General features: G+C 53.4%; 20 protein-coding genes, 2 tRNA genes, 1 other RNA gene and 1 pseudogene. 10 read left to right on the top strand and 14 right to left on the bottom strand.

Annotated features, from left to right (window positions below):
- Positions 1–246 precede the first annotated feature (246 nt).
- On the top strand, positions 247–378 hold the full coding sequence (locus PLF13_02565) for a hypothetical protein (protein HOP06151.1): 132 nt from the start codon (positions 247–249) through the stop codon (positions 376–378).
- Positions 379–414: 36 nt separating this feature from the next.
- Here PLF13_02565 and meaB read toward each other — a convergent pair whose 3' ends face one another.
- From meaB to PLF13_02520, 9 genes are all read right to left on the bottom strand, one after another.
- Positions 415–1359: a methylmalonyl Co-A mutase-associated GTPase MeaB gene (meaB, locus tag PLF13_02560; protein ID HOP06150.1), complete on the bottom strand. Its 945-nt coding sequence runs from the start codon at positions 1357–1359 to the stop codon at positions 415–417.
- A 7-nt stretch (positions 1360–1366) separates the two neighbouring features.
- Positions 1367–3106, bottom strand: coding sequence for a single-stranded-DNA-specific exonuclease RecJ (gene recJ, locus PLF13_02555; protein HOP06149.1), 1740 nt, complete (start codon positions 3104–3106; stop codon positions 1367–1369).
- Positions 3107–3129: 23 nt separating this feature from the next.
- Positions 3130–3494, bottom strand: an RNA gene (rnpB, locus tag PLF13_02550) — RNase P RNA component class A.
- A 60-nt stretch (positions 3495–3554) separates the two neighbouring features.
- Positions 3555–5021, bottom strand: a complete 1467-nt coding sequence (gene guaB, locus PLF13_02545; GenBank protein ID HOP06148.1) for an IMP dehydrogenase — start codon at positions 5019–5021, stop codon at positions 3555–3557.
- A gap of 35 nt (positions 5022–5056) precedes the next feature.
- Entirely contained in the window at positions 5057–5773 is a 717-nt protein-coding gene (locus PLF13_02540) for a C4-type zinc ribbon domain-containing protein (GenBank protein ID HOP06147.1), read from the bottom strand.
- 183 nt (positions 5774–5956) lie between these two features.
- Positions 5957–6030, bottom strand: a tRNA-Val gene (locus PLF13_02535).
- A gap of 22 nt (positions 6031–6052) precedes the next feature.
- Positions 6053–6126, bottom strand: a tRNA-Ile gene (locus tag PLF13_02530).
- Positions 6127–6332: 206 nt separating this feature from the next.
- Entirely contained in the window at positions 6333–6980 is a 648-nt protein-coding gene (locus tag PLF13_02525; GenBank protein ID HOP06146.1) for a nitrilase-related carbon-nitrogen hydrolase, read from the bottom strand.
- Between the two features lie 207 nt (positions 6981–7187).
- On the bottom strand, positions 7188–7922 hold the full coding sequence (locus PLF13_02520; GenBank protein HOP06145.1) for a head GIN domain-containing protein: 735 nt from the start codon (positions 7920–7922) through the stop codon (positions 7188–7190).
- Between the two features lie 176 nt (positions 7923–8098).
- On the opposite strand from PLF13_02520, the gene PLF13_02515 reads away from it, so the two are divergent.
- The 3 genes from PLF13_02515 to PLF13_02505 are packed head-to-tail and all read left to right on the top strand — an operon-like array spanning position 8099 to position 11387.
- Positions 8099–9418, top strand: coding sequence for an efflux RND transporter periplasmic adaptor subunit (locus tag PLF13_02515; protein HOP06144.1), 1320 nt, complete (start codon positions 8099–8101; stop codon positions 9416–9418).
- A gap of 2 nt (positions 9419–9420) precedes the next feature.
- On the top strand, positions 9421–10170 hold the full coding sequence (locus tag PLF13_02510; protein HOP06143.1) for an ABC transporter ATP-binding protein: 750 nt from the start codon (positions 9421–9423) through the stop codon (positions 10168–10170).
- On the top strand, positions 10167–11387 hold the full coding sequence (locus tag PLF13_02505; protein ID HOP06142.1) for an ABC transporter permease: 1221 nt from the start codon (positions 10167–10169) through the stop codon (positions 11385–11387). Before PLF13_02510 ends, PLF13_02505 begins: the two co-directional genes overlap by 4 nt.
- An 86-nt stretch (positions 11388–11473) precedes the next feature.
- Here PLF13_02505 and PLF13_02500 read toward each other — a convergent pair whose 3' ends face one another.
- From PLF13_02500 to PLF13_02490, 3 genes are all read right to left on the bottom strand, one after another.
- The gene (locus PLF13_02500; protein ID HOP06141.1) at positions 11474–12364 is read right to left on the bottom strand and encodes a caspase family protein; all 891 of its coding nucleotides are present in this window, start codon (positions 12362–12364) and stop codon (positions 11474–11476) included.
- Between the two features lie 396 nt (positions 12365–12760).
- The gene (locus PLF13_02495; protein ID HOP06140.1) at positions 12761–13186 is read right to left on the bottom strand and encodes a hypothetical protein; all 426 of its coding nucleotides are present in this window, start codon (positions 13184–13186) and stop codon (positions 12761–12763) included.
- Between the two features lie 89 nt (positions 13187–13275).
- Positions 13276–13941, bottom strand: coding sequence for an OmpA family protein (locus PLF13_02490; GenBank protein HOP06139.1), 666 nt, complete (start codon positions 13939–13941; stop codon positions 13276–13278).
- 351 nt (positions 13942–14292) lie between these two features.
- On the opposite strand from PLF13_02490, the pseudogene selD reads away from it, so the two are divergent.
- The 6 genes and pseudogenes from selD (at position 14293) to PLF13_02460 (ending at position 20651) form a co-directional block, all read left to right on the top strand.
- A pseudogene (gene selD / locus PLF13_02485) lies at positions 14293–15267 on the top strand (selenide, water dikinase SelD).
- A gap of 11 nt (positions 15268–15278) precedes the next feature.
- Positions 15279–17423, top strand: coding sequence for a hypothetical protein (locus tag PLF13_02480; protein HOP06138.1), 2145 nt, complete (start codon positions 15279–15281; stop codon positions 17421–17423).
- 536 nt (positions 17424–17959) lie between these two features.
- Positions 17960–18538, top strand: a complete 579-nt coding sequence (locus tag PLF13_02475; protein HOP06137.1) for an RNA polymerase sigma factor — start codon at positions 17960–17962, stop codon at positions 18536–18538.
- Positions 18508–19155 carry a zf-HC2 domain-containing protein gene (locus tag PLF13_02470; protein HOP06136.1) on the top strand — a complete coding sequence of 216 codons (648 nt, stop codon included), beginning with the start codon at positions 18508–18510 and terminating at the stop codon, positions 19153–19155. Before PLF13_02475 ends, PLF13_02470 begins: the two co-directional genes overlap by 31 nt.
- Positions 19156–19215: 60 nt before the next feature.
- The gene (locus tag PLF13_02465) at positions 19216–19923 is read left to right on the top strand and encodes a DUF1573 domain-containing protein (GenBank protein ID HOP06135.1); all 708 of its coding nucleotides are present in this window, start codon (positions 19216–19218) and stop codon (positions 19921–19923) included.
- A gap of 155 nt (positions 19924–20078) precedes the next feature.
- Complete coding sequence (locus PLF13_02460; protein HOP06134.1) at positions 20079–20651, top strand: superoxide dismutase; 573 nt, start codon at positions 20079–20081, stop codon at positions 20649–20651.
- A gap of 304 nt (positions 20652–20955) precedes the next feature.
- Here PLF13_02460 and PLF13_02455 read toward each other — a convergent pair whose 3' ends face one another.
- Both PLF13_02455 and PLF13_02450 read right to left on the bottom strand, forming a co-directional pair.
- Positions 20956–21390, bottom strand: a complete 435-nt coding sequence (locus tag PLF13_02455; protein ID HOP06133.1) for a PilZ domain-containing protein — start codon at positions 21388–21390, stop codon at positions 20956–20958.
- A gap of 215 nt (positions 21391–21605) precedes the next feature.
- A complete protein-coding gene (locus PLF13_02450; protein ID HOP06132.1) occupies positions 21606–24422 on the bottom strand; it encodes a M6 family metalloprotease domain-containing protein in 2817 nt (938 codons plus the stop codon).
- Between the last annotated feature and the right edge of the window lie 163 nt (positions 24423–24585).

The following is a 24585-nucleotide window of genomic DNA, read 5'->3' as shown; positions in this document are numbered from 1 at the left end:
CGAGGCGTGCTTTCAGCTTGTCTAAAAAAGATTTAACAAACACGATATATCTCCGTTTTGTGAAACAGCTTCAATAATAACCAATACGGGCTTTTTGCGCAAGCCGGGGGATATAAAATCGACATCAGATACAACAGGTCAATCGCATGGAACTCAAGGGGTTGACGCAGGTGGCCGGTTTATTACAGGATAGAACGGCTCGGCTTTGTGGTCGTTCGGTGCTTTGAATCGTACCGGTGTGGTGATATGTCGTCCGTTTTTATAATTCGTTTGACCGATTCTCTGACAATTCCCGACGGCGACAAATCACACCGCTACACGATAAACGACACCTCGCGGGCGACCTCGTATCGCCCGGTGGTGGATGCTCTGATTTGATGGCATGAGAACGGCGGATGTCTCGGTCCCGATTACTCAATCACACGCGAAGCGTTCGTAGAGCTGTTCGCTCACCTGGTATGGGTCGGCTTTTCCATGGCAGACATCGTCGATAATTTTATCAAGACCAACATCGGCTGCTACCCGATCGAGAAACTCGCGCTGGAAACGATGCGAAAGAATGTTAAGGATCATACGGCGCAACCGTGAACGGCGGTGCTGATCCAGCTTCCCGGTAACCGTAGCGTATTCCACGAAGGCATCGATCTTCTCCATGAGTTGATCGATCCCTTTGTTGTAGACCGCTTCGGTTGACACTACCGGGACTTTCCAGTCTCCTTCCGCCGGTTTACGCAGTTTGAATGTCTGCCTTAAGTCGTTTACCACCGATTCCGCACCGGGCCGGTCGGCTTTGTTGACGACCATGATTTGGGCGATTTCCATCAATCCGGCTTTAAGCGTCTGGACCGCGTCACCCGATTCCGGCACAACCGCTACGACCGTGACATCGCAGGTATCGACGATGTCCAGTTCGATTTGTCCCACACCGACCGTCTCGATCAACACCACGTTGAAGCCAAAGGCATCGAGTACGACCGTTACATTATTGGTGGCTTGTGAAAGACCGCCGCTGGCGCCACGGGTGGCCATCGAACGAAAATAAACCGAACCGTCGGAGGGAAATTCATTCATGCGAACCCGGTCACCGAGCAAGGCACCGCCGGTGAACGGTGAGGAGGGATCGATTGCGACGATACCGATTCGTTGGCCGCGTGCCAGAAAAGCATGGGCCAGGCAGTTGACCAGAGTCGATTTACCGGCCCCGGGTGGGCCGGTAATTCCTATCTTGAGCGTCTTACCGGCTTTTCGATAAAGAGCGCCGAGCAGTTCGCGGTACCCTTCGTCGCTGTCCTCGATACGAGAAATCACCCGAGAGAGCGCGCGGATATCACCGGCTTCAAATCGCTGAAGCAGTTCCATAACTCTCTCAGGCCGGCATGCAACCGGCGGTCAGCTTGATATCCTTCAGGCGGATCTGCTTTCTTGTCACATCGTTGTAGGTGTTGTATTCCACCACGTAGACGATGTCGATCAGGCAACCCTCGGCTGAAATTTGCCGGGCCCAGTCGCCGAAACCGAATCCGATCACGTCGAACACGGCGTGCCCTTTGCGAACGCGCATTTTAAGATGGTTGTTGCCGACCGTATACGGCTGTCCGACCACCTCGCAGTTGCGAGTCAAAAAGACCGGTCGCATGTTTTGCGGACCGAACGGCGAGAACGACTCGATCGCATCCATGAAATCATCGTCGATATCACTCAGTTCTATTTCCAGATCGATATTCAGTTTCGGGGCGATATCTTCGAGGGTAAGGTTTTCCTGAGAGACTTCTTTGAACCTTTCACGGAAATCTTCGATCTTGTCCTGCTCGATCGAAAGCCCGGCGGCATATTTATGACCGCCGTATTTGATCAGCAGATGCTCGCATTTCTTCAGCGCCTCACACAGGTGGAAACCGGGAATGGATCGTGCGGAACCTTTACCTTCGCCGTCGTTGATCGAAATCATGATCGTCGGCAAATGGTATCGCTCGACGATGCGACTGGCAACGATCCCGATCACTCCCTGATGCCAGCCTTCGCCGGCGAGCACGATCGCCTTGTCATGGTTGAGATCGACCTGCTCATCGATCTGATGCAGCGCCACGCGCAGGGTATCCTCGTCGATCTGTTTGCGGCGTTTATTCTCGGTGTCGAGTTTGCGGGCAATCTCGGCCGCTACGCGTTCATCGCGGGTCGACAGCAAACGGATGGCCTGTCCGGCATCTCCCAAACGTCCGAGGGCGTTAATACGCGGAGCGAGAATGAACACCACCTGTCCGGTGCTGATATCCTTGCCCATCAGCCCGGAGACGAAAGTCAACGACTTCAGCCCCGGTTTGGTAGTGCGAGCGATTTGTTTGATCCCGAATTTGGTGAATACCCGGTTCTCACCGACCAGTGGAACGATATCGGCCGCCGTGCCAAGGGCCACCAGGTCCAGATGTTCATCCAGCTCGCGCTCATCCTGTTGCAATGAGCGGTAAAGGGCCTGAGCCAGTTTGAACGCCACCCCGACGCCGGACAGTTCGTCCTCGTAGGTGCACTCCGGTTGCTTTGGATTAACCACCGCTGTGGCTGCCGGAACCGTTACGCCCGGTTCATGATGGTCGGTGATGATCACGTCCATCCCGAGCGAACGAGCGTATTGGATTTCCTCGACCGCAGTGATGCCGGTATCGACGGTGATGATCAGGGTGACACCCTTCTCGTGTGATTCATCGATTCCCTGCTTGGACAGGCCGTATCCCTCAAGCAGGCGGTTGGGCAGGTAGAAACCGACCTGGCCGCCGAGCTTGTTGAGGACCATGTAGAGCAGGGAAGTGGCCGTGATTCCATCGACATCGTAGTCGCCGTAGATCACCATCTTCTCGTTGTTCCAGAGAGCCTTGGTGATACGTTCTACCGCTTCTTTCATGCCGACCATGGAGAACGGGTCTTTGAGATCACTGAGTTTGGGATCGAGGAATTTTTCAATTCGCTCGGGTTCGTCTATTCCCCGATTGATTAGAATCCTTACCGCTGCCGTGGGGAGATCGGTTTCCCGAGCGATAGCGGTTACCTGGTCGAGATCGACCTTTTCCGGTAAGACCCATTTGGCTTGAGCTGTTTTCTGCGTCCAGCTCATGTCTGCCTCCAAACTTAGGAGGCCTGGAAAGTAGGATAGTAAGCCGAGTTCTGTAATCCGTGTGCACGGATCAGCAGCCATTTATCTTGTCGCCCGGTTACCCGGCCGATCTGCGCGGCCCACCCGGGAATAATTACGGAGCGGATCAACTCCTCTTCCCCTATTTGGCCTTGCTCCGGGCGGGGTTTACCCACCACCGACATTACTGCCGGTGGTCGTGGTCTCTTACACCACGATTTCACCCTTACCCGCGTGAGCGGGCGGTATAGTTTCTGCGGCACTTTCCGTCGGATCACTCCGCCCCGGTGTTACCGGGCGCCCTGAATCCTTGGAGCTCGGACTTTCCTCACTTTAATTTGCGTTAAAGCGCGACTGCTTCTCCTACTTTCGCAAGCCTACGATTATATATTACAAAACACAAACATCCTGAATCAGTGTGGGTCGATTTTTAGAACATACGCCGATAATTAGGCGCTTCTTTTGTGATCGACACCGAATGCGGGTGCGATTCAATCACGCCCGCTGAAGTGATTCTGACCATCGTTGCCTTTTCGGTGAACTCGGTCAGATTGGCGGCGCCGCACAAACCCATGCCGGCCTGAAGACCGCCGATGAGTTGGTGCACCGAGTCTTTAAGAGGACCCTTGAACGGCAGCCGTCCCTCGACTCCTTCCGGAACCAGCTTGGAGGTTTCATCCTCTTTGCTCTGGAAGTAGCGGTCGGCCGAACCTTTCTTCATGGCTCCGAGTGATCCCATGCCGCGATAAACTTTGAACGAGCGACCCTCGAACAGGATCGTTTCGCCGGGAGATTCCTCAACCCCGGCAAAAAGTGAACCGATCATAACGGCGCTCGCACCCAGAGCCAGCGCTTTGGCAACATCGCCGGAATAGCGAATGCCGCCGTCGGCAATGATCGGTATGTTGACTTTGGCGGCGGCCTCGACGGCGTTCATGATTGCCGTTACCTGCGGTACGCCGGCGCCGGTCACGACTCGCGTCGTACAAATCGAGCCGGGACCGATACCGACTTTGACACAGTCCGCACCACTGTCTATGAGAGCTTTGGCCCCGTCGGCCGTGGCGATATTACCGGCCATCAGCGGGGTTTCGGGATATTTTTTCTTTAGTTGAGAAATAGCGTTCAGGACACCCTTGCTATGGCCGTGCGAGCTGTCGACGCACAGCATGTCGACTCCTGCCGCGATCAACGCTTCGGAACGGGGCATTAAATCGTCACCAACTCCCACCGCTGCCGCTACGCGGAGACGCCCGTGCGGGTCCTTGCACGCCAGCGGATACTGGATTCGCTTCACGATATCTTTAACCGTGATCATCCCTTTGAGCATCTGGTTTTCATCGACTATCAGCAGTTTCTCGATGCGATGACGATGCAGCAATTCCTTGGCCGTGTCCAGGTCGGTTCCGGGCTTGACCGTAACCAGATTTTCGGTCGTCATCAGGTCGCTGATCGGTTGATTCGGATCGGGGGAGAAGCGCAGGTCACGGTTGGTCAGAATGCCGACGAGCTTGCCGTTATCGGTGATCGGGATGCCGGAAATGGAGAAGTGTTCCATTACCTGCATGGCGTCGCCGACCGTTCGATTGGCGGGAAGAGTGATTGGATCGACGATCATACCGGATTCGGATCGTTTTACTTTATCCACCTCGCCGGCTTGATACTCGATATCCATATTCTTATGGATTACGCCAATTCCCCCCAGACGAGCGAGCGCCATGGCAAGGTGCGATTCCGTGACGGTATCCATAGCCGCGGAGACAACCGGAATATTGAGTTCGATTCCGGGTCCGATTCTGGTCGAGACATCGGTTTCCCGCGGGAGTACCTCGGAATAGCTGGGTACCAGCAAAACATCGTCAAACGTCAGAGCGATCTTGTCGAGCAGTCTGGCCATGATTCACCTGTAACTATGATAAGCAGGCTTATGCTTCAATTGGACTGTTCGTCGTCCCAAAAGAGCAGGCAGCCGCAGTTTTCACACGTATAGATTTTGTCTCGCTTCTTGATTTCCTGTACCTTGCGCGGCGTCAACGCTTTGTAGCAGGCGCCGCAGGCCCGCTTTTTCACCACGACTACGGCAGCGCGACCTTTGCCGCGACGCACTCGTTCGTAGATGCTCAGCGTCTTGCGCGGTATTTGCGATGAGACGTCGTTGCGTTCCTGCTGTTTGCTGCTGACTTTTTCGCCGATCGAATCGACTTTTTCCTGCAACACCGCCAACTGTTTGGTGTTGGCCTCTTCGATCTGGGCTGCTTTTTCTTTCAGTTCGACAGTCTCTTTTTCGAGATTGCCGATCAGATCGATTGTTTCCAGCAACTCAGTTTCTCTGGAGGAAATTGCTTCTTTGACCGTGTCGATCTGGGCAACCAGCGCATCGTACTCCTTGTTGGTTTTGATCGACATCATCTGCTGCTGATATTTCTGCAGCTCTGCTTCTTGAGCAGCGACCTCAACCTCAAGGTGTTTCTGGCTGATTCTGGACTTATCCAGTTGATCCGTAGCTGATTCGTATTTCGCTTTAGCTTCTTCGATCTCGCGATTCAGGTTCTCCATCATATCCGGGAGATACTCTTTGGATCGCTCGAGTTCACCCAGATCGTAATCGATAACCTGCAGTTTCAGCAACAGATCAAGATCGTCGGCCATCGAATCCTCCTGCACGTCGGAATTTGTTACACCATTCATCAAAACAAAAAGCGCATCCCTACGTTGTTACGAAGGAATGCGCTATCCTTATCTCCCGCCTGTCACCGGCCTGCCGGTTCTCTTTGTACGGCGGCTCGACGCCAGGCATCATGTTGTTGAAGGCTCGTCTCATTTTTTAACACATGGGCAATACTGGACTCGAACCAGTGACCTCTCGGATGTGAACCGAACGCTCTAACCAACTGAGCTAATTGCCCATCAATCAAAATCGTCAGTTCATGGGCCCTGCAGGACTCGAACCTGCGACCCGCTGATTATGAGTCAGCTGCTCTAACCAACTGAGCTAAGGGCCCTGAAAATCAAGACCCTAAGTATAATTCCACCAATCCGGGGCGTCAAGGGTAATTAACAGCATTTATGTGAGCCGATTCCATCTGAGATTAGTCGTCGGAACGGCCTTGTCGACTCATTGATGCCCCCTGTGGTATATTATTTCTATCGACAGAATAGCAGCGAAGAAGAGTGCCGCAGGTCGAATGTCTGGATTCTCGATATTTCTCTATATCTCGACAGTCAGTGTCTCCGGGCGGCCTCGACCGGCTTCGGCCAGGATTGAGCCATCAGGTGCGACAACCATCGAGTTACCCCCGAATTGATACTTGTCGTCGGAGCCAACAGCGTTAATACCAATGATATGCACATTGAAGTCGACGGCTCGCTTAATTAACAGGTCGCGATAGTCGTCAATCCGTTCGATTGGAAACGCTGCCGGGACAAATATCTTTCGAGCTCCGGCTTCAGCCAGACGGGTGAAAATGTCCTCAAAACGGAGATCATAACAAATAGCTGTTCCCAAACGGTCGGTCGCGGTCTCGAAAAGACCAATCCGATGGCCGGATTCATATATTTGCGGTTCGCCGAACGGGGGGAACAGGTTGATTTTATGATAGAGACGATATTTACCCCGCTCATAGAAAAGGTAGCTGTTGAAGAAGCCGCCCGGTTCCTGGACCGGCAAGCCGAGCATCACGCCGAAGTTGAACGGCGATAAGGTCTCACAGATTTTCTCCAGCGGCGTGACCGGACGGCGGTGATAGAGACAACCGGTTGCAGCCAACTCAGAAAAGCAGACCAGGTCGGGATTGTCTCCCTTAGCTCGCTCGAGATGACCGGTGATGTCCAGGTCTTTGATATCTTTCTGAACCACGATTATTTTCATAATGGGGCAAGATAGGGGTGGGATGACGGAGGAGCAAGGCATAAGAAAAGCCGGCAGGGAGGGCGCCCCGCCGGCTCAGAGGCGGAGGGTTGCGACTCCGCCCAGCGTATGCGTGTGGCATGTGAGAAAGGGATGGTCTTTATGTCGAACTAAGGGCGACGCCGCCGTCCATCCGGCGCCGCCCAGAGTTGGGAACTATCTCCTCCGAATCGAGCCTGAACCCGACACATTGGTGTCGATCCGCTCCGGTCGTCCATAGTAGAGTATGTTTCCCGAACCGGACACCGAGGCATCCAGATCGTCGGTTGCTTTTACTTTGATATTGCCGGATCCGGATACCCGGGCGCGAGCACTTCGGGCAGCTAAATCGCTGCCGTCGATTGATCCCGATCCGGATATTTTCACGTCCAGTTCATCTGTTTCGCCCTCGAGAACCCCGTCTCCGGATCCGGAGAGGCTGATGGTCAGCAATTGGGTTTGGCCGTTGATCCAGAAATCACCCGAACCGCGTAAATCCATATCGAATTCATCGTTTTTAAGTCCGTCGATCTCAATATCCCCGGAACCGGAATGAACAATCTCAACCAGTTTGGGGACGGTAATCGTGATTTTACAGCCCCGGCGGCTGCTATAGGACTCCCGGCAAGTGATATCGAGTGTCTTGCCGTGAACCTCGGTTTCAATGAAGTCAACCAGGTTGTCGTCTAGATTTACTTCTACCTTTTGAGGGCTTCCGATTGTAATATATAGGTCGGCGCCGATATTGGATTCGATGGCTTCGAAATCCTGCAAGGTTCGTTCCTGGGTGATCATATCTCCGGAACCTCGCTCACCTTTCCAGCCGTCGAATAATCCTCGTGCTCCGGAAGTGGAGGTGAAGGATAAAATAAGTGTAATCGTTCCTATTATAATTGCTTCGGATGTTTTCACATGGACCTCGTCTGATTACTTAGATCAGTCCTCTTTACGAATTCGCTTGCAGGAAGTTGCATAATTCAGGATTCCAGGAAAAAAGTTTCCCGATACACTTGATTAATCGCTGCCGGGACCGAAGTTGTCCTACTGCAGAACGATGAAAAGCAGAGAACCCGTGATTAAGGATTAGCATGAAGTTACGCAAAATAATATGGTTGGTACTGGGGCTGGTAGTGGTCGTTGCCGCGGTCTACCTTTTGAAGGCCGGTCTTAGCGACGCAGCCGATCTGCAGTACCAATTTGCCGAACTCAGTAAAGGAGACGTGGAGAATAGCGTCTCAGCCACCGGCAGTCTCTCTCCGGTGACCACCGTTGAGGTAGGAACTCAGGTTTCCGGCACCATTGATCGCGTTTCAGTCGATTTCAATGATATCGTCCATCAGGGTCAAGTGCTGGCCGTACTCGATACCTCACTCTTGAAGCTGGCGGTTTTAGAAGCTCAGGCAAACGTAGAAAAGACCGAAGCCCTCCTCCAGGAGGCACAATCCAATTACAACCGTAACCAGCGGCTTTTTGAACGAGGACTTATTTCAGAAGCCGATCTGCTGCCGTTTTCCGTAGAATTAAAGACTCAGAATGCCTCTCTGACTTCGGCCCAGGCAGCTTTCAGTCGTGCCGAACGCAACCTCGAATACGCCGTCATTACATCGCCGATCAATGGAATTGTGGTTTCCCGCGATGTTGAAGAAGGCCAAACCGTGGCGGCGAGTCTTTCGACACCAACCCTCTTCGTTATTGCTCAGGATTTGGCTCGGATGGAAATCCTCGCTGAAGTCGACGAGAGCGATATCGGGGAAATAAAAGAGGGGCAGGAGGTGCGGTTCGATGTCGCCACTTATTCCGACAAAGAATTTAGCGGAACGGTTAAACAGGTGCGATTGCAACCGGAGACAGTCTCCAACGTGGTGACTTACACGGTAGTGATCGAAGCTTCCAATGAAGACGGTTATCTGTTGCCCGGGATGACAGCCACTATCGAGTTCATTACCGATCGACGCACCGATGTCCTGTTGGTGCCTAACAAAGCTCTCCGTTTTCAGCCTGATGAGAAACAAATGATGGCGGCTATGGAGAAAATGCGCTCCGAGCGCCAGGCTCAACGGCAGACTGACGGCAATCAGCCTCCGAGTGAGCGTCCGGCTGACAGCTCCGGCGCCGGTGGCGGTGGTCAGGCTATGGGACCCGGCCAGGGTATGGGAGGGGCTCAGGGAAGCCCGCCTAATGATATCGGTTCAGTCTGGTATCTGGACGACTCCGGTAACCTGCGTCCGGCCATGTTGCGTACGGGTCTTTCCAATGGAACTCAGACTGAGGTCGTAGCCAGTCGTGATCTGACTGAAGGAATGAAAGTGATCATTGGCACCGGCACCGGTACGACAACCTCATCATCAAGTAGTAATGACAGTCAGCGACGCGGTCCCGGTTTTGGTGGTCCGCCGCCCGGATTCTAATCATGGCTACGGTAATTGAAACACACGGTCTGAAGCGAATCTTCAAGGTTGGTCAAATAGAAGTACCGGCTTTACGTGGTATCGACCTGAAGGTCGAAGCCGGGGAGTTCGTGGCAATCATGGGCTCCTCAGGTTCCGGCAAATCAACTCTGATGAATTTGCTCGGTTGTCTGGACAGTCCTTCCGAAGGAGAGTACATCCTTAACGGAGAACGGGTAGACGGCCTTTCCAAAAACGAACGGGCAGCGATTCGTAATCGGAATATCGGATTCGTTTTCCAGGGTTATAATTTGCTGGCTCGGACCAACGCCCTCGAAAATGTTCTGTTGCCGCTTTTTTACGATCGCGAAGGACGTGTCGCAAATCCGGAGCAAGCCGCCCGTGAGGCGCTCAGTCGTGTCGGACTCGGAGACCGAATGGATCACACCCCTAACCAGCTTTCGGGTGGTCAGCAACAGCGCGTGGCTATCGCTCGTGCTTTGGTAAACCGTCCGGCGATATTGCTCGCCGACGAACCGACCGGTAACCTTGACAGCCGCACTTCTGTCGAAGTAATCTCGCTTTTCCAGAAACTGAACGACGACGGCGTTACGGTAATTCTGGTTACTCACGAACCGGATATTGCCGGTTTCGCTAAACGAGTGGTCGTACTGCGCGACGGATTGATCGTCAGCGACAAAACACACGAGCAACAGCGGGTCGAAAATGCCGATTCAAATGCCTCGCTGGAAGCGGAAAGGAGACCGTCATGATATCGGTAGGGAAATTGACTGCGGCTGCTTTTCGCTCGATCATGCGTAACCGCATGCGGAGTCTGTTGACCTCGCTCGGCATTATCATCGGAGTCGCCGCGGTGATCGTCATGGTGGCGGTCGGTGAGGGCTCCCAGGCCAAGATCGAATCGGATATTAATGCTCTCGGCACCAACCTGTTGATCGTTTTCCCGGGTAGCGCCACTTCCGGCGGTGCACGAATGGGTGCGGGAAGTTTCAACCGCTTCACCTTTGACGATGTCGATGACATCCGCCGTGATGCCACTCTGCTCTCGGGTGTGTCGGCAGTGGTTCGCTCCGGTGGGCAGATCATCGGCGGCAGTTCCAACTGGTCGACCGAAATCTACGGTGTCGATATCGACTATTTCGATATCCGTAACTGGCAGCTCGAGAGCGGTGCGTTTTTCGAGCAGAAGGATATCAACGGTAAACGCAAAGTAGCCCTGTTGGGAAAAACCGTGGCCGATGAATTATTCCCTGACCAGGACCCAGTTGGGCAGACGGTGCGTATTCGTAACATTCCCTTCTCCGTTATCGGTGTTCTGAAAGAAAAAGGTCAGAGTGGTATGGGTGCGGATCAGGATGATGTCGTTCTTGCTCCTTCCACTACGGTTCTCTACCGCCTCAAGGGTCGTCAATGGGTTGACATGATCAACGCCAGCGCCGCCTCCACCGAGCAGGTCGATGCCGCCATAGAAGAGATGCGCGAGATTCTGCGCCGCTCTCATAAGCTGGAAGAAGGTGACGACGACGACTTCAGCATCCGCAGCCAGGCTGAAATTACCGAGGCTGTGACCTCGACCACCAAGACCTTCACGTTGCTTTTGGGCTCCATTGCCGCGGTCAGTCTTATCGTCGGCGGGATCGGCATCATGAATATCATGCTCGTTTCGGTGACGGAACGTACTCGCGAGATCGGTATAAGGCTTTCCGTTGGCGCCCGTGAGAGTGATATCCTGGTGCAGTTTCTGACCGAAGCCGTGGTGTTGAGTATCACCGGCGGATTGACCGGGATATTGGTATCGGCGGCGGCAGTTCAAATACTCGACTATGCCTCGGATCTCAATCCGATCATGACTCCGGAGATCATGATTATCTCGTTCCTTTTCTCGGCCGCTGTCGGTGTATTCTTCGGATTCTACCCGGCCCGTAAGGCGGCTGCGCTCGATCCTATCGACGCCCTCCGGCACGAATAATCGGACAAATCAGATTAAAAGCAAAAGAAAAGGCTCGCCGTAATCGGCGAGCCTTTTGGCACGGTTCGTACGAACCGATGCGAGTCTTACATATCCATGTCGCCGTCGTAGGCGTCGGTGTGGATTGGGTCGACCTTTACATGGCGAGCGGAAGCCCAGGCCTTGAAACCGGCCTCGGCGTACGGAGCCGCTTCCTCGGCATAGATAAGGCCCTGATTCTCAACGCCGTCGAGCCAGTACCAGGTCCAGGCACCGTGCTCGAGATCGGGAGCATCGTAGGAGTACTTGACGTCTGAGGCGGTGGCCATGAAGGTACCGCTGACCACGTCGTCGTTGAAGTCACCGATGACGCAGGCGTCAATCGTAGCCAGCTTCTTGGTGCAGTTGACAGCGTTGAAGTACGACATCACCATGCCGTGAGGGATGTAGTACAGGTCGGCGGAAATGATCGCCGAGCCTTCGGTCGACTTCATGCCGTGACCGCTGTAGGCGAATGCAACCTCATCACCGGGGTCGGCGTTGTCGATCAGCCACTGGAGACCGGCGATGATTTCGTTACCGGTCGCGGCGCCATCGAGGTCCATGCGAACGGTGAATCCCTGGCTCTGGAACCAAGCCTTCATCGCGATTGCGTCGTCGTCACAGTACGTCAGGTCGTTGGCGGTGCCTTCATAATCGGAGATACCGATCACATAAGCGTACTTGTGAGCGGGGTTCGGATTGGGGTCGCCTTCGATGGTGTCTGGCGGCGGCTGCGGAACCGGCTTCTTGTTCAGGGCCATGATAGCCGGATCAGTCAGGTGCATCGTGTACTGAGCCACGACTTCAGGTGGACGAGTCTCAATGAACGTAGGACGCTGAACTAAGGCGATTGAGTGATCTACCGAGGAGTTGACCGGCTGAGTCGGGTTCTCGCTACAGCCGAATACCAACAGCAGAGTCACTACGGCCAGCAACAGAGCTAGCAGATGTCTCATGGGACCTCCTGTAAGAGGGGTTGGCGGTTTTTTGCGGTCAATGCTTAAGAGGATTAAAACTGCAATAATGATACTGCAAACAGGAGAATAGCGTCCTTTTTCTGTATTTATTATCGGCGTCGAGAGGCCTTACCTGTGTGATCAGATACGATGTGAACGCTATGCGATGCGATCTTCATTTGATCTCTCATACCGACGGTTTGCTATCGTGTCGTAAGTTTGGATTTAATAATACGATAGCAGTAATGATAGACAAAAATATGGCGGTTTTAGCTAAAATGTGGATTAAGATTATTGTCGAGCGTCACGGGAATGCGATTCGAGTAAGACACAATAAAACAGCGAGCGCTGTTCATGCGCCCGCTGTTGATATCTCCTGGGTTAATCGATGCTGTGTTAGTGATTAGCCATCGAAGTCGCTTTGTTGAAATCTTCCTGCACTTTACGGAGAGCTTTTTCCAAATCGGCTTTAGCCTCGGCAAAATCCGCATCCCCGCTGTTGGCAAGGCGATCATAATTTTCCTTGAGGGCATCGATAGCTTTTCCAACCTGCGCCACCGGTTCTTCCAGGGTTTTACGAGTAGGTTCCGGAAGCTCGGTAATCTGTTGCTTCAGGGTTTCATATCGCCCGCCCCATTCTTCAATTGCAGCTTCCATCGTCTGGAGATAGATCTTACGCATCTGTGGTGAATCGAATCCGCTCTGAGCGGTATTCTGATCGGCTGTTTTGTTGGCCCCGGCTTCTTCTTTATCAGTGCTGCCGCAGCCGACGAAGAGTAGGGTCAGCAGGGCAAGCATCAGGGCGGTAATGGTTAATTTCATGTCCAATCCTGTGTTAGTGGTAAGAGGTCACCACTCTCGATGACCTGTAATATTCTCTTGATACGGTTAAGAGATTACTCTGCTATTGCTTAACCTTCGACTTTCTTCCTTGCCGCATCTTTCAACTTATCGTTGGCATAGATAGCGATTTCCACCCGACGGTTCAACTGGCGGCCTTCGGCGGTCGCATTATCGGCGATAGGTTGATCCTCTCCGTATCCCATGATCTTGAAACGGTTTGCCAGCACCTGCAGGCCGGTCATATAATTCGCTACCGATTGCGCCCGATGCATCGACAAGTCCAGATTGTGCTCGTTGGTTCCGGTGGCATCGGTATGCCCTTCGACCAGGATGTCGGTATCCGGATACTTATTCAAAATCTGAGCCAGATCGGCCAGGTTCGACTGGGCCGCCGGACGCAGGGTGGAGGAGTTGACGTCGAAAAGGATTCCGGACTCGAATGTAACCTTGATACCTTCACCTACGCGCTCGACCTTGGCTCCCTCCAGATCACGCTCGATCTCGGCCGCCTGTTTGTCCATCTGGTTGCCGATATATGCCCCGGCTGCGCCGCCTATAACCGCTCCGAGAATCGCGCCCACGGCGGTATTGCCGGCTTTATCGCCGATTATGCCGCCGACCACGGCTCCGGCGCCGGCGCCGATAGCAGTACCTTTGTCGCGACGAGACCAGCCACAGCCGGTGACACTCGTCACCACTAACACCGCTACCATCAGTAATGCGATCTTTTTCATCTTAATGATCTCCTGATTCCTGATACTGTTTCCAACATTTATAATAATACAATAATCATAAAAGGTTCGATCCGGTCAACAAAAGTAGCACTAAATCATTTCCGAACGCTATCGCAGGAGTTGCTAAATCAGATTCAATTATTGCTCCTATGCTCTTCAGTTATCGTGCTTGTTAAGTTGACAGGACCCCGCCTCGTGAGTAAACTGTGATGTGTTCTGGAGCGACCGGGAGCTTAAAAGTCGCTACAGCCACGTTGAAGGAAGACTTCTATGGACGACAAACGTCTTGAGACTACGATAAAGTTGACGGCTGAAGTGTCCTGTGCGGGGTGAGCGTCGAAATTAGCGCCAAAGTTGTTGGCGGAGGCACTTGCAACGCTGCCTAAAAGCAGCCACCCGAACCTCTTGGTCGGGTTCAACAAAGCAGATGATGCCGGGGTGTATCGGCTTACTGACGAGATCGCACTGGTACAGACAGTCGACTTTTTCCCGCCGATTGTCGATGATCCTTACGATTTCGGTCAAATTGCGGCCGCGAACGCTCTGTCTGATGTTTATGCCATGGGTGGTAAGCCGTTAACGGCGTTAAACATTGTCGGTTTTCCGGACGGTAAGATGCCAACCAGCGTGCTCACCGAGCTGCTGCGTGGCGGGACGGATAAAATTGCCGAATCCGGAGCAATTGTAGTTGGTGGTCATTCGATTAAGGACGCCGAGTTAAAATACGGAGTGTCCGTAACCGGTCTGGTTCATCCGGATCGGGTTATCAGTAACGCCGGAGCGAAACCTGGCGATAAAATCTATCTGACCAAGCCGTTGGGTACCGGTCTTATTACCACCGGGATAAAACGCAAAGCGGTGGGGCCGGAATTGGAGCGAATCGTAAGCGCTCAAATGGCTCAGCTCAACGATAAAGCCGCAGAACAAATGGTTCGTTTTCGGACCCATGCCGCTACCGATGTGACCGGATTCGGACTCCTCGGGCATGCTCTCGAGATGGCTCTTGGCTCCGAAGTATCGTTGCGTTTTCTTGCGAACGCAGTCCCGACCATGCCGCAGGCATGTGAGTTGGCCAGGGCTGATATGATCCCCGGCGGCGCCAAAGCCAACCGAGCACATCTCGAAGGCCGTGTGAAGATCGCCGATAGCGTTCCTGAGGATCTTGTCGCGGTATTTTATGATCCGCAAACCTCGGGCGGACTTCTAATCGCGCTCGATCCTGATGATGCCGAGCCGTTTGAAAAGGCGATGAGTGACAACAAGCGAGCCGCCTGGTTGATCGGCGATGTTACCCATGCGGGAGATTTCCCGCTCTACGTGGAATAATCCGACAGACCATGTCCCAGTTATCGCAACGCAGTAGAATTATATTCTATGTTCTGACGGTAATCGTTCTGATTGGCGGAGCGGTGTTCTGGTTTCAGGACCTCGACAGCGATCCACCGTCTTATTTTTCCGGCCGAGGTCAGTCGCTCGCAACCGATCCGGCTCAATACGTTTATCACGCTCGCAACAAAGTTCTTTTCGACGACTGGGATCCGTTCGATTATTCCCGCTGGACCGTTTATCAGCACTCACTCATGTCGCTGGTCGGCTATCTCTGCTTTTCACTAAGTTCCGTATCCCGGGCTACCGCTCATGTCGCCGGTATTCTGCTCTCACTGAGCGGATTACTTCTGCTACTGGCTGGTCTTTTACGTCATTTCCGGCCCTGGACCGCTGCGGTAGCAGCTTTTTGCTTTCTGATAAATGTCACTGCTTTCACCTACGGTCGTCTTTCGTACCTGGAAAACGGTCTGCTCTTTCTGGCCGCGTTGATGTTTTTTATCTATTCCTGGTACGGGGATAAACTTTGGGGTTTGATTGCTACTGCGATTCTGGCGGCCGCAGCTACTTTCACCGGCAAGCTGTTCGGCGCACTGCTTATGCCCGCCCTGCTGGTGACTCTGTTTTTCCTCGATAAGGATGAACGCTGGAAACGAATCGGCATAGCTGTCGGTGCTTTTCTTGTTTCCGGCCTGGTGCTGATTTTCCTTCTCTATGGCTCGGACCTGACCGCTGCGTTCGGTTATGTTGGCGAACAGTCTTACGGTCTTCGCGGCTTCCCCGAGGGATTAACATCGCCCTGGGCGTTTCTGGAGCATGTTGTGTCGTACGGCTATAAGATGCGGCTGTTCTATCTGAATCCTGATATTTTAATGTATATAGTAGTCAGCGGAACACTCCTGATCCTGGTGCGGTACAACAAGGACAGCGCATCAACCCTGCGCTCGGTGCCGCGTCCTTTGTTTTTTGTTATGGCCTGGATTGCTCTCGGCTGGCTGGGTCTCGCGCCGCTCACCTATTCCCCGATCAGGTACAGCCTTCTGTTCCTGCCGGCAGCGATTGCGGTTTTATGGATGGTTCTTGATATGTTCCTGAAGAATGCCGGCCGCAAGCTCTCGGTAGTCTGGCCGGGTTGGACCGGTATGACCGCGATTGCCCTTCTCTGGTGGATTCTGACCTATCACACGGTTGCCAACCTGTTTTTCTTCAATCTCTCATCACCGCCGGTTACCATGCTTACCTGGACTACCGTTGTGGCTGTGCCGGTGGTTCTTGCTCTCGGTTTTTTCATATTAAAACGACACAGCTTCCGATTCTCGCGCAAGTGGTTGATAGCGGTGCTGGCGGTAGCTCTTGCCGTCACTACTCTGGTCAACGGTTTTCGGATCCGCCGGCTGCATTTCCTCGATCACGCTTTTACGATTCAGGAAGCCTGCCGGGACCTTGGAGAAATCGTCGGTCCGGACGCGGTTATTTCCGGCCCATACGGACCGGAGCTGACTTTCGATTCTAAATTGAAATCGTTCATTCACCTTTTCGGTGTGGCCGAGGTGGATTCGACCCTGTTTAATCGTTATCCGATCACTCATATTGCCATCGATGTCTCCAACGCCGAAGAAGCCGTTAAACAATATCCGCAAATCGGTGGACTCAAACCGATCGTAAGCTACTGGATCCGAGACATTGAGGTGCAGGTTTATAACGTCGCCGGAGCCTTCTCCAATCCGCAAGCAAATCGTTATCAGCCGACTCATTACGAACGCGCTATTTCTTATTACCTCGCTCAGCAGTACGACAGTTCAGCCCTTGAGATTGAACGACACCTGGCGCTGCATCCTGAAACTAAATCGCTCGGTCTGCTTGCAACCGATATCATCTGGAAACAGAAGCAGTACCAGGCAGCGATGGGGCTTATAACGAACCTGGCCGAGAAGTATCCTACCGACTGGAACGTACAGATGCAGGCGGCCAAGATAGTCCAGGTGGTAGCTTTAATGGCGAAAGACAACAACCTGCTGGCCCGGGCACGCAGCTATTACGAAAAGACGGCTTTTGTTAACCGTTTCCGAGGGCTTGAGGCTCAGAAAAGCTACTATGACCTGATGCAAAGAGCCGAGCGTGCCCGTCAAAACGCCGCCGGCAGCCAGACCCCGTAACTCCGTCTATAAAAGGCTGTAGTATTTGTAGGGAAGGTTTCTCCGAGACCTGCCATCTTCCGTCCGATGGAATGGTGGTCCACCTTCACGTGGATTCCCGACTCTTCCTTGTCACGTCGCTCTGCGGCGTGACAGCGACCCCGAAGGGGGCGTAGACACCGCTGGTGCCCCACCCGTTTCCGGCTGGGGCGATGTCTTCTGTAGGTCGAAACTCCTGTCTGCCGAAGGCAGATCGCGAAGCGAAGTTTCGACACCTTGTCTGGTGGCCCACCCGTCCACGGGTGGGATGTTTGGTACAAACCGGGTAGATAGGTAACAGATTAGACCGGGAACATAGGTAACAGTATCTTGAGGCATTACGGATCGACCCAACGGGAGTCGGCTGTCCTAAGCCGCCCCGTTATTCCGCCGATAATCGGACCAGAGACCTCTTTGAGGGCTTTTTCGACTTGTTACCATCTTGATTTGTAATAACTTATAGGTGGTTGGGCAAGGTGCCCATAACCATTTTAACCGCTAAGGCGTCATAAGTGCAGATGGAGCCCAAAAAGGACCGCTTCTGGAAGCTTCTGGAACCGGAGTACGTTAGGGCGAACATGTTCTGTCGTCGGCTGGCCGGCGATGCAACTCAGGGAGACGATGTTTTCGAGGATGCCCTGATAATTGCCTATCGCAAATTCCACCAGCTTCGCGATGAAATGGCGTTTCGCTCCTGGCTATACAGGGTCATGGCCAACACCTACACCAGCAGCGTCCGAAGCTCCTGGTTCCGGCGTCGGGTTGACCTGACACCGGAGATAGAGCAGACGCTGGTCGGTGACGACCCGCTTGGTCGACATACTGCCGGCCGCTGGCTTAAACGGGCCATGGCGGTACTTTCGCCCCAGCAGCGTGTCCTGATTACGCTTCATGAACTGGAAGGCTGGACCCTGACGGAACTTTCCGAGCTGACCGGTAAACCGGAGTCGGCGCTCAAATCGCGACTTTTCAGAGCCCGAAACCGGATGAGAAAGGCAATCGAGAAATACTCGGTGTGCGCCACTGAAAATAGACCGCTGTCGGATAAGACCGACGAGGAGACAGAATGCAGTGCCGCGAGGCTAGAGCCAGAATAAAGCAGTTGTCAAACGGATCACTTGATCCGGTTGCCGATGCCGATCTGAAGCGTCACCTGAACGAATGCCCTGACTGCGCCCGGTTTTGTGAGTCCACCGTACTGATGTCACGGGTACTCGAATCCGTCCGCCGGGAACAGACCGGGGATATGATGCCGTTGTCGGAGCGGCGGCGTCGGGTGATGGAACGCATTCGGACTCATCGATGGCCGAATTCTCAGCGCCATTGGAGCTGGACCGGACAATCGGTTGTCGCTGCCGTTACTACGGCGGTCGTGCTCCTGCTGTTGTTGGTGCCGTTCAATTATTATCGTATTGTCAGTTACAATCTGTCTTTGGCCGGAGTAAGTCAGGATCTGGCCGAGAATGAATCATTTTGCGATCTGCTCTATAACCTGGGTCTGCATGACGCCAATGTCGATGTTCTCGGGTGCGACAGTACCTGTAAAGTGCTGGTGCTCGATCTGAAGACTCGTGAGGAAGCTCACCTGGTTTATAGTGCCATTCAGCAGATCGACGATGATGACCTCATGGCTCAGATTGTTCCGGTGAAATCGCCCGCGAGCAGTAGTTTGCTCGAACGAGCCAACGAAACCCTGCGTGTGGCTCTCAACTAATGCGTCTGTTTGACTAAGTCATCTTACGACCGTGAATTATAACTTGGAGATATTATACCAATGAGACTAAGACATCTTCTCCCCATGCTGTTGGTGCTCACCCTGGCCGCTGCCGTTTCAGCCGGTCCCGTGTTGTCCGTATCCGAACAGGATTTCAACTTTGGCCAGGCGCCGCAGAACGCCAAAATAAGCCATATCTTCTGGCTTCGTAATACCGGTGATGATACTCTCAGGATTATCAACGTTAAACCGGGTTGTGGCTGTACTCAGGCGCCGCTCGACAAGAAGCTGATCAGCCCGGGTGATTCGGCTTGCCTTGAGATCATTTTCAGCACTAAGTCCTACAAGGGACGCGTAGTGAAAAGTCCGACTATCATGACCAACGAGGGTGGGCAGCCACATCGGGTCAGAATTCACGCCGTAATTCAGGAACAGCCGAATCAATCCTATCCGCTGATCCTGTCGCCGTCGGCTATGGACCTGGTCGATCTTCCCGGAGCCGATCAGGGCAAGTATCGGATCAACTTCAGTAATCAGTCCGATCAACCGCTTCATTTCAAGATGATCGATATTCCCGCGGATCTGGTTGCGATTGATTTACCCAAAGAACTCGCTGTCGGTGCGAATACCGATGTAACGCTCGAAATGACTTCGGTCGGGCAAACCAAGGCCTTTCTTAAATCGTTGACCTTCGAATTGGATGACCCCGATACCACTCGTGTAACTCTCCCTCTTAAATACCAGCCGCACGTCAACGCTGAGCGTTGATTTTCCGGCATAGATTTTTAGCCGCCGGTCTGCAATCGATTTTATTGCGACCGGCGGTTTCGTTTGCCGGCATTGGTTGACATGTGAAGACGTCCGGTGTATTCTGCTTTTCATATTCGACAAGGATTGATCTTGTCATAAAAGGAGGATAAACCATGGAACACAAGCTGCCCAATCTGCCGTTTGCCAAGGATGCTCTGGAACCGCATATCTCCGCTGAGACCCTGGAATACCATCACGGCAAACATCACCAGGCTTACGTCAACAACCTGAACAATCTCATTCCCGGCACTGAGTTCGCCGACATGCTTCTTGTGGATATTATCAAGAAGGCTTCCGGTGGAATTTTTAACAACGGTGCTCAAGTGTTTAATCACACCTTCTATTGGAATTGTCTGGGCGGTCCGGGCGGTGAACCGACCGGCGCTCTGGCCGAGGCGATCAACAAAGCCTTTGGCTCGTTCGCGGCCTTCAAGGAGAAGTTTTCCAATACAGCCGCCACGACCTTTGGTTCCGGCTGGGCCTGGCTGGTCAAGGATGCTTCGGGGAATCTCGAGATTGTCAGCACCTCGAACGCCGCTTGTCCCGTCAGGGACGGTAAAACCCCGTTGCTAACCTGCGATGTCTGGGAGCATGCTTATTACATCGACTATCGCAACGCCCGTCCGAAATACATCGAGGCTTTCTGGAATCTGGTCAACTGGGATTTTGTCGCCTCACAGCTTTAGACTAGCACGACATTAAGATATTCAACGAAAAGGCCGGTCGTTTTAGAAACGACCGGCCTGTTTCTGCGCGAGAAATGGGGTTTGGAGAGGTTACGATTCTCGTCGGGTGAGAATCGTGAACCGTGATGTTCTGGCTCTTCAAACCCATGAATCGCCCGAAAGTTCCAGAGTTTATTGTTAAAGTTATAACTGCCCTTAGACTATTGGCTTAGGTTGACCAATACGGCTCTAACAGGATCTCTGCCTGCCTGGCGGGAGGGCTTGTTGCCGGATAGTATGAATAGCTTCTTTTAACCGGATTCGGTTATTCCTCGGGGTAACCGGTTTCGCGGCGCATCCTGTCATAGTCAGGAAGCTGTCTCCAGTCCCGAAACCAGCTTGAAGCCAACAGGCTTGAAATCATGTCGGCATCGAACGGAGCAATATCCACGATCTCCAGACCGATATGGTAACTCCCGCGAAGCAGAGCACTGGTACAAGCTAGTTGCCAGCGACAAGCAGCAGAGAAGAATATCTCTTCCGTCTCATCGACTGACCGCGGTAAACGCATCCGCATCGAATAGGTGCGATTGCGGGCAAGTTCGTGTTGAGCCAGCAGGCGAAGGCCACCGATGTTGAGGTCGGCCAGGCTGCCCAGGAACTCATCGGTCTCGGAGTCATAGATTTCGATGTAGTTGATCGGCTTTTTACGTGGGTGTCGGCGCTTGTTCGTGAAGGCTTCGTTCTCTTGTTCGTCCATCGCATTGCTCCTGCCGAATTGGTTTCTCTATGGAAATTATCGGCAGGAACAGTGTATTTCTGAGTTGCATTGCCGGATACGAACGTATCTCCCGCAAGGATATGTTGAGAAATAGTGTGTGGGCATGTGTTGGGAGCGCGATCGCTCAGTCTATGGCTGTGAAAAAAAACGGCGGACCGAAACAGCCCGCCGTTAAGAGCGATAACTCATTCAGGCTATTTACCGGCGCAGGGATATAGATCAGGACCGTTCTGGAACATGTAAGTCACGAGGTAGACCAGGTCGGTGATGTCCGGTTCGGGATTTACCGAACCGTTCATGTTCGCTTCCCACATGCAGGGTGGTTCCGGTCCGTTCTGGAACATGTAGGTCACGAGATAAACCAGGTCGGCAATGTCCGGTCCGGATCCGTTGTGGTCGACATCCCCGACAATTTGGCAACAACTGCAAGACTCAACCAGGTAGTCCTTAACCCATTGTACAGCCAGTGTTCGTGTGTTGTCCAGGTCGGCCGGATCGGCGTCGTATAATGTGATCAGGACCGAGAAAATAACCAGTGAATCGGTAGCGCCGATAGTGAAATCGTTAAGATAGGTCAGCACCATGTGCTGGTCCTCGGCGCTCGCATGAGCGGTGTATCCGGTTTGCTGCATGGCGGTCATCAGGTCCGAAGCGACAAAATCGCCGGTGGCCCAGACATAGTCTGAGTTGGCGGCGCAGTAGGCGCCGTAGGGCTCGCTGTTGTCGTACAAATCGCAGGAGTCGTTGAGGAACCAGCCGATCAAATCGGTGCTTGCCAGGCGACGTGACTGGTCGATGCAATCGAGGTCGGTGCCGGTCTGATAGAGCATCATCCCCGGTGTAATGCCGCTGACATTCCAGCCATAATTATCCGGAACATCCCAGTCGGTAACCTCACCGATAGTCAGTCCCGAGTGGACCGCGGCGTCGTAGGTGAAGATTGTCGTTCGGTGAATCACGAAATTACAGTCGGTCAATGACTTCGGGGCGTACCAGGTGTCCTCGACAGCTAATGTCGAGTCGGCTGTCACATGAGTACCGCCGAAAAACTCGTCATAATCAGTGCTTGTTGCGGTGGGGAGCATCCAGCGGCGGTCATCGACAAAGCAGTAATGGAACTGCTGGAAAAGCGACCAGTTGCCGACAGTGTCGGTCCCGTTAACGTAACAGATCACCGAGGAACCGTCGTACAGCCATACGTTGGCGGTCTGATCGCAGTCTTCGTTCGGATGTGCCATGTTGGCCCCGCCGGAGGAGGTGTTCGATTGATGACCGTAGTTGGCCAGATTACTGACAGTGAGAGAGACACATGCGGTTGCCACCGTGTCCCAGCGTTCGAAGCGATAATCGCAAACATCACCGATCAGGTTGTGGTTGGTGTCGGCCTGATCCGGATTCGGTTCGTACGGGCAGTTGTCGTCGCAGCCGACCGTCTGGCCGCCGGTGCAGGGATTGTCCCAGGCTACACCGGAGCCGTCGCCGTCGTCCAGGACGCCGTCGAAGTCGATATCACCATAGGGATTGAAAACATAGGCGTACATCTTGTCGTCAACGATCGAGTCCACTCGCACGGTAATGTTGGTCGGGCCGAAATACCCTTCGCTCGACGGTGTCGTGGTCGGAGAGAATTCCGTCTGGCCCGGAACGTCCGGGTTGTATGTCGCCGCGCGGCGGGTTTCGTACGGATACCACCATTGGGCGCTGTCGGTCAGGCGGCCCTCGGGATTCTGATAGAGGTCCATGCTCGGATTGTAACCGGCGTCAACCACTGTCACCGTGTAGTGAGGGTAAGAGGGCATGCCGTTGTTGATTCGCCACCAGTAGGCTCCCAGGGAATCGTGTACGTGCGAGATGAGCAGGCCCCGGTCGAGGGTGTCGCAGCCATAGGTCAAGTCCGGCCAGAAATAACAACTGAAATCGGAATCGACCTTATCGAACTTGCCGGTCGAGCGCGGATTCCGGTATTCCAGCAGGAAATACTCACCCTGTGTCTCGTGGATCGGCAGCAGGTAAAGCGAACTGTCGGCATGAGTGTTGATGTCGTAAATCACCAGGTCTTCGTATTCGCCGACCAACTCGATCGGATCGATCCAGCCAAGCTGCATTTTACCCCAGCCGTTGATGTGCGGGGGGACAGCCGACCTGATCGACAGAATGCCGTAACCGGCATAGCCCATCAGACACCAGTCCACCCAGGGATGGTCGTTATCGTCGTTGGGAGTGAAGTAAGTGGTCGTGTCGAGTTTGGAATCGTAGTCGTACATGTCCGGCAGACCGAGATTGTGCGTTGTCTCATGGCAGAACACCCGGATCTGGTTGAGCGAATCGACACCGCTGAACTGGGTGGGATTGCTCGGATCGCGCAACGGCCGCAGTTCCGGTGAGGTATTCCAGGCGGATACGTAAACACCGTCGTAAGGTCCCGGACCGCTGTTGGTCGGATAACGATAGGCGTAAGACCAGATATCGTTCGGGTCGCCGGTGTCCTCCTGGCCGGTGCCGGCACGGACGAAAATGACCGCATCGACATCGCCGTCGTTGTTGCCGTCGTACTGTGAAAAATCGACGGAGGCATCGAGGATAGGGAGGAGGTCCTGGAAGTCATAGCCGGCATTGTAGATTCCGGCGTTGTACCATTCCAGAACAGTACCCGTTACATGGGCGTGACCGTAGGATACTTCTTCGAAATAATCGGCTACCGATCCGGGAGGATAGGTGTCATGGGACAGGATCATGCTGTCGAACGTGGCTGATGGGTAAGTCGACCAGCGATCGGACCAGCGAACCAGCACCACCAGGATTTTGACCGTGTCGCCGTCGAAACGGAAGGCTGCAATGTCGGCCGAATCCTCCGGCGTCAACTGTGATCCTGCTATTTTTCCGAATTGTTGGACCTGAATTTCCGGCGGGATATCGAGCAGAATTCCCTTGTCGATATCGACGGCGAAAGACGGTGTCGCCGCGAGTATCAGTAAAATGATTATCAGCGCAGACACGTGAGACTTGTTCAAAACTACCTCCTCGAATGCCTCTCTATCCTCTCTATCGGAGAGGTGAGATAGAATATGTAGAACAACGCGGTGGTGACAGGTCGAACTGAACGGCCCGGTGGCGAGTTCAACAATAGATACTGTAATGTATTGAACCCGAGCGACTTTGTCAATCAAAACGGAC

Source organism: Candidatus Zixiibacteriota bacterium, from assembly GCA_035380245.1.
Classification (GTDB): domain Bacteria; phylum Zixibacteria; class MSB-5A5; order GN15; family FEB-12; genus DAOSXA01.
This window is presented reverse-complemented; position numbering and strand designations above follow the sequence as displayed.

Excerpts from the sequence above, each read along its gene's own strand:
- PLF13_02565 (HOP06151.1), top strand. The coding sequence starts at position 247 with ATGTCGTCCGTTTTTATAATTCGTTTGACCGATTCTCTGACAATTCCC.
- meaB (HOP06150.1), bottom strand. The coding sequence starts at position 1,359 with ATGGAACTGCTTCAGCGATTTGAAGCCGGTGATATCCGCGCGCTCTCT.
- recJ (HOP06149.1), bottom strand. The coding sequence starts at position 3,106 with ATGAGCTGGACGCAGAAAACAGCTCAAGCCAAATGGGTCTTACCGGAA.
- guaB (HOP06148.1), bottom strand. The coding sequence starts at position 5,021 with ATGGCCAGACTGCTCGACAAGATCGCTCTGACGTTTGACGATGTTTTG.
- PLF13_02540 (HOP06147.1), bottom strand. The coding sequence starts at position 5,773 with ATGGCCGACGATCTTGATCTGTTGCTGAAACTGCAGGTTATCGATTAC.
- PLF13_02515 (HOP06144.1), top strand. The coding sequence starts at position 8,099 with ATGAAGTTACGCAAAATAATATGGTTGGTACTGGGGCTGGTAGTGGTC.
- PLF13_02510 (HOP06143.1), top strand. The coding sequence starts at position 9,421 with ATGGCTACGGTAATTGAAACACACGGTCTGAAGCGAATCTTCAAGGTT.
- PLF13_02505 (HOP06142.1), top strand. The coding sequence starts at position 10,167 with ATGATATCGGTAGGGAAATTGACTGCGGCTGCTTTTCGCTCGATCATG.
- PLF13_02500 (HOP06141.1), bottom strand. The coding sequence starts at position 12,364 with ATGAGACATCTGCTAGCTCTGTTGCTGGCCGTAGTGACTCTGCTGTTG.
- PLF13_02495 (HOP06140.1), bottom strand. The coding sequence starts at position 13,186 with ATGAAATTAACCATTACCGCCCTGATGCTTGCCCTGCTGACCCTACTC.
- PLF13_02490 (HOP06139.1), bottom strand. The coding sequence starts at position 13,941 with ATGAAAAAGATCGCATTACTGATGGTAGCGGTGTTAGTGGTGACGAGT.
- PLF13_02480 (HOP06138.1), top strand. The coding sequence starts at position 15,279 with ATGTCCCAGTTATCGCAACGCAGTAGAATTATATTCTATGTTCTGACG.
- PLF13_02475 (HOP06137.1), top strand. The coding sequence starts at position 17,960 with ATGGAGCCCAAAAAGGACCGCTTCTGGAAGCTTCTGGAACCGGAGTAC.
- PLF13_02470 (HOP06136.1), top strand. The coding sequence starts at position 18,508 with ATGCAGTGCCGCGAGGCTAGAGCCAGAATAAAGCAGTTGTCAAACGGA.
- PLF13_02465 (HOP06135.1), top strand. The coding sequence starts at position 19,216 with ATGAGACTAAGACATCTTCTCCCCATGCTGTTGGTGCTCACCCTGGCC.
- PLF13_02460 (HOP06134.1), top strand. The coding sequence starts at position 20,079 with ATGGAACACAAGCTGCCCAATCTGCCGTTTGCCAAGGATGCTCTGGAA.
- PLF13_02455 (HOP06133.1), bottom strand. The coding sequence starts at position 21,390 with ATGGACGAACAAGAGAACGAAGCCTTCACGAACAAGCGCCGACACCCA.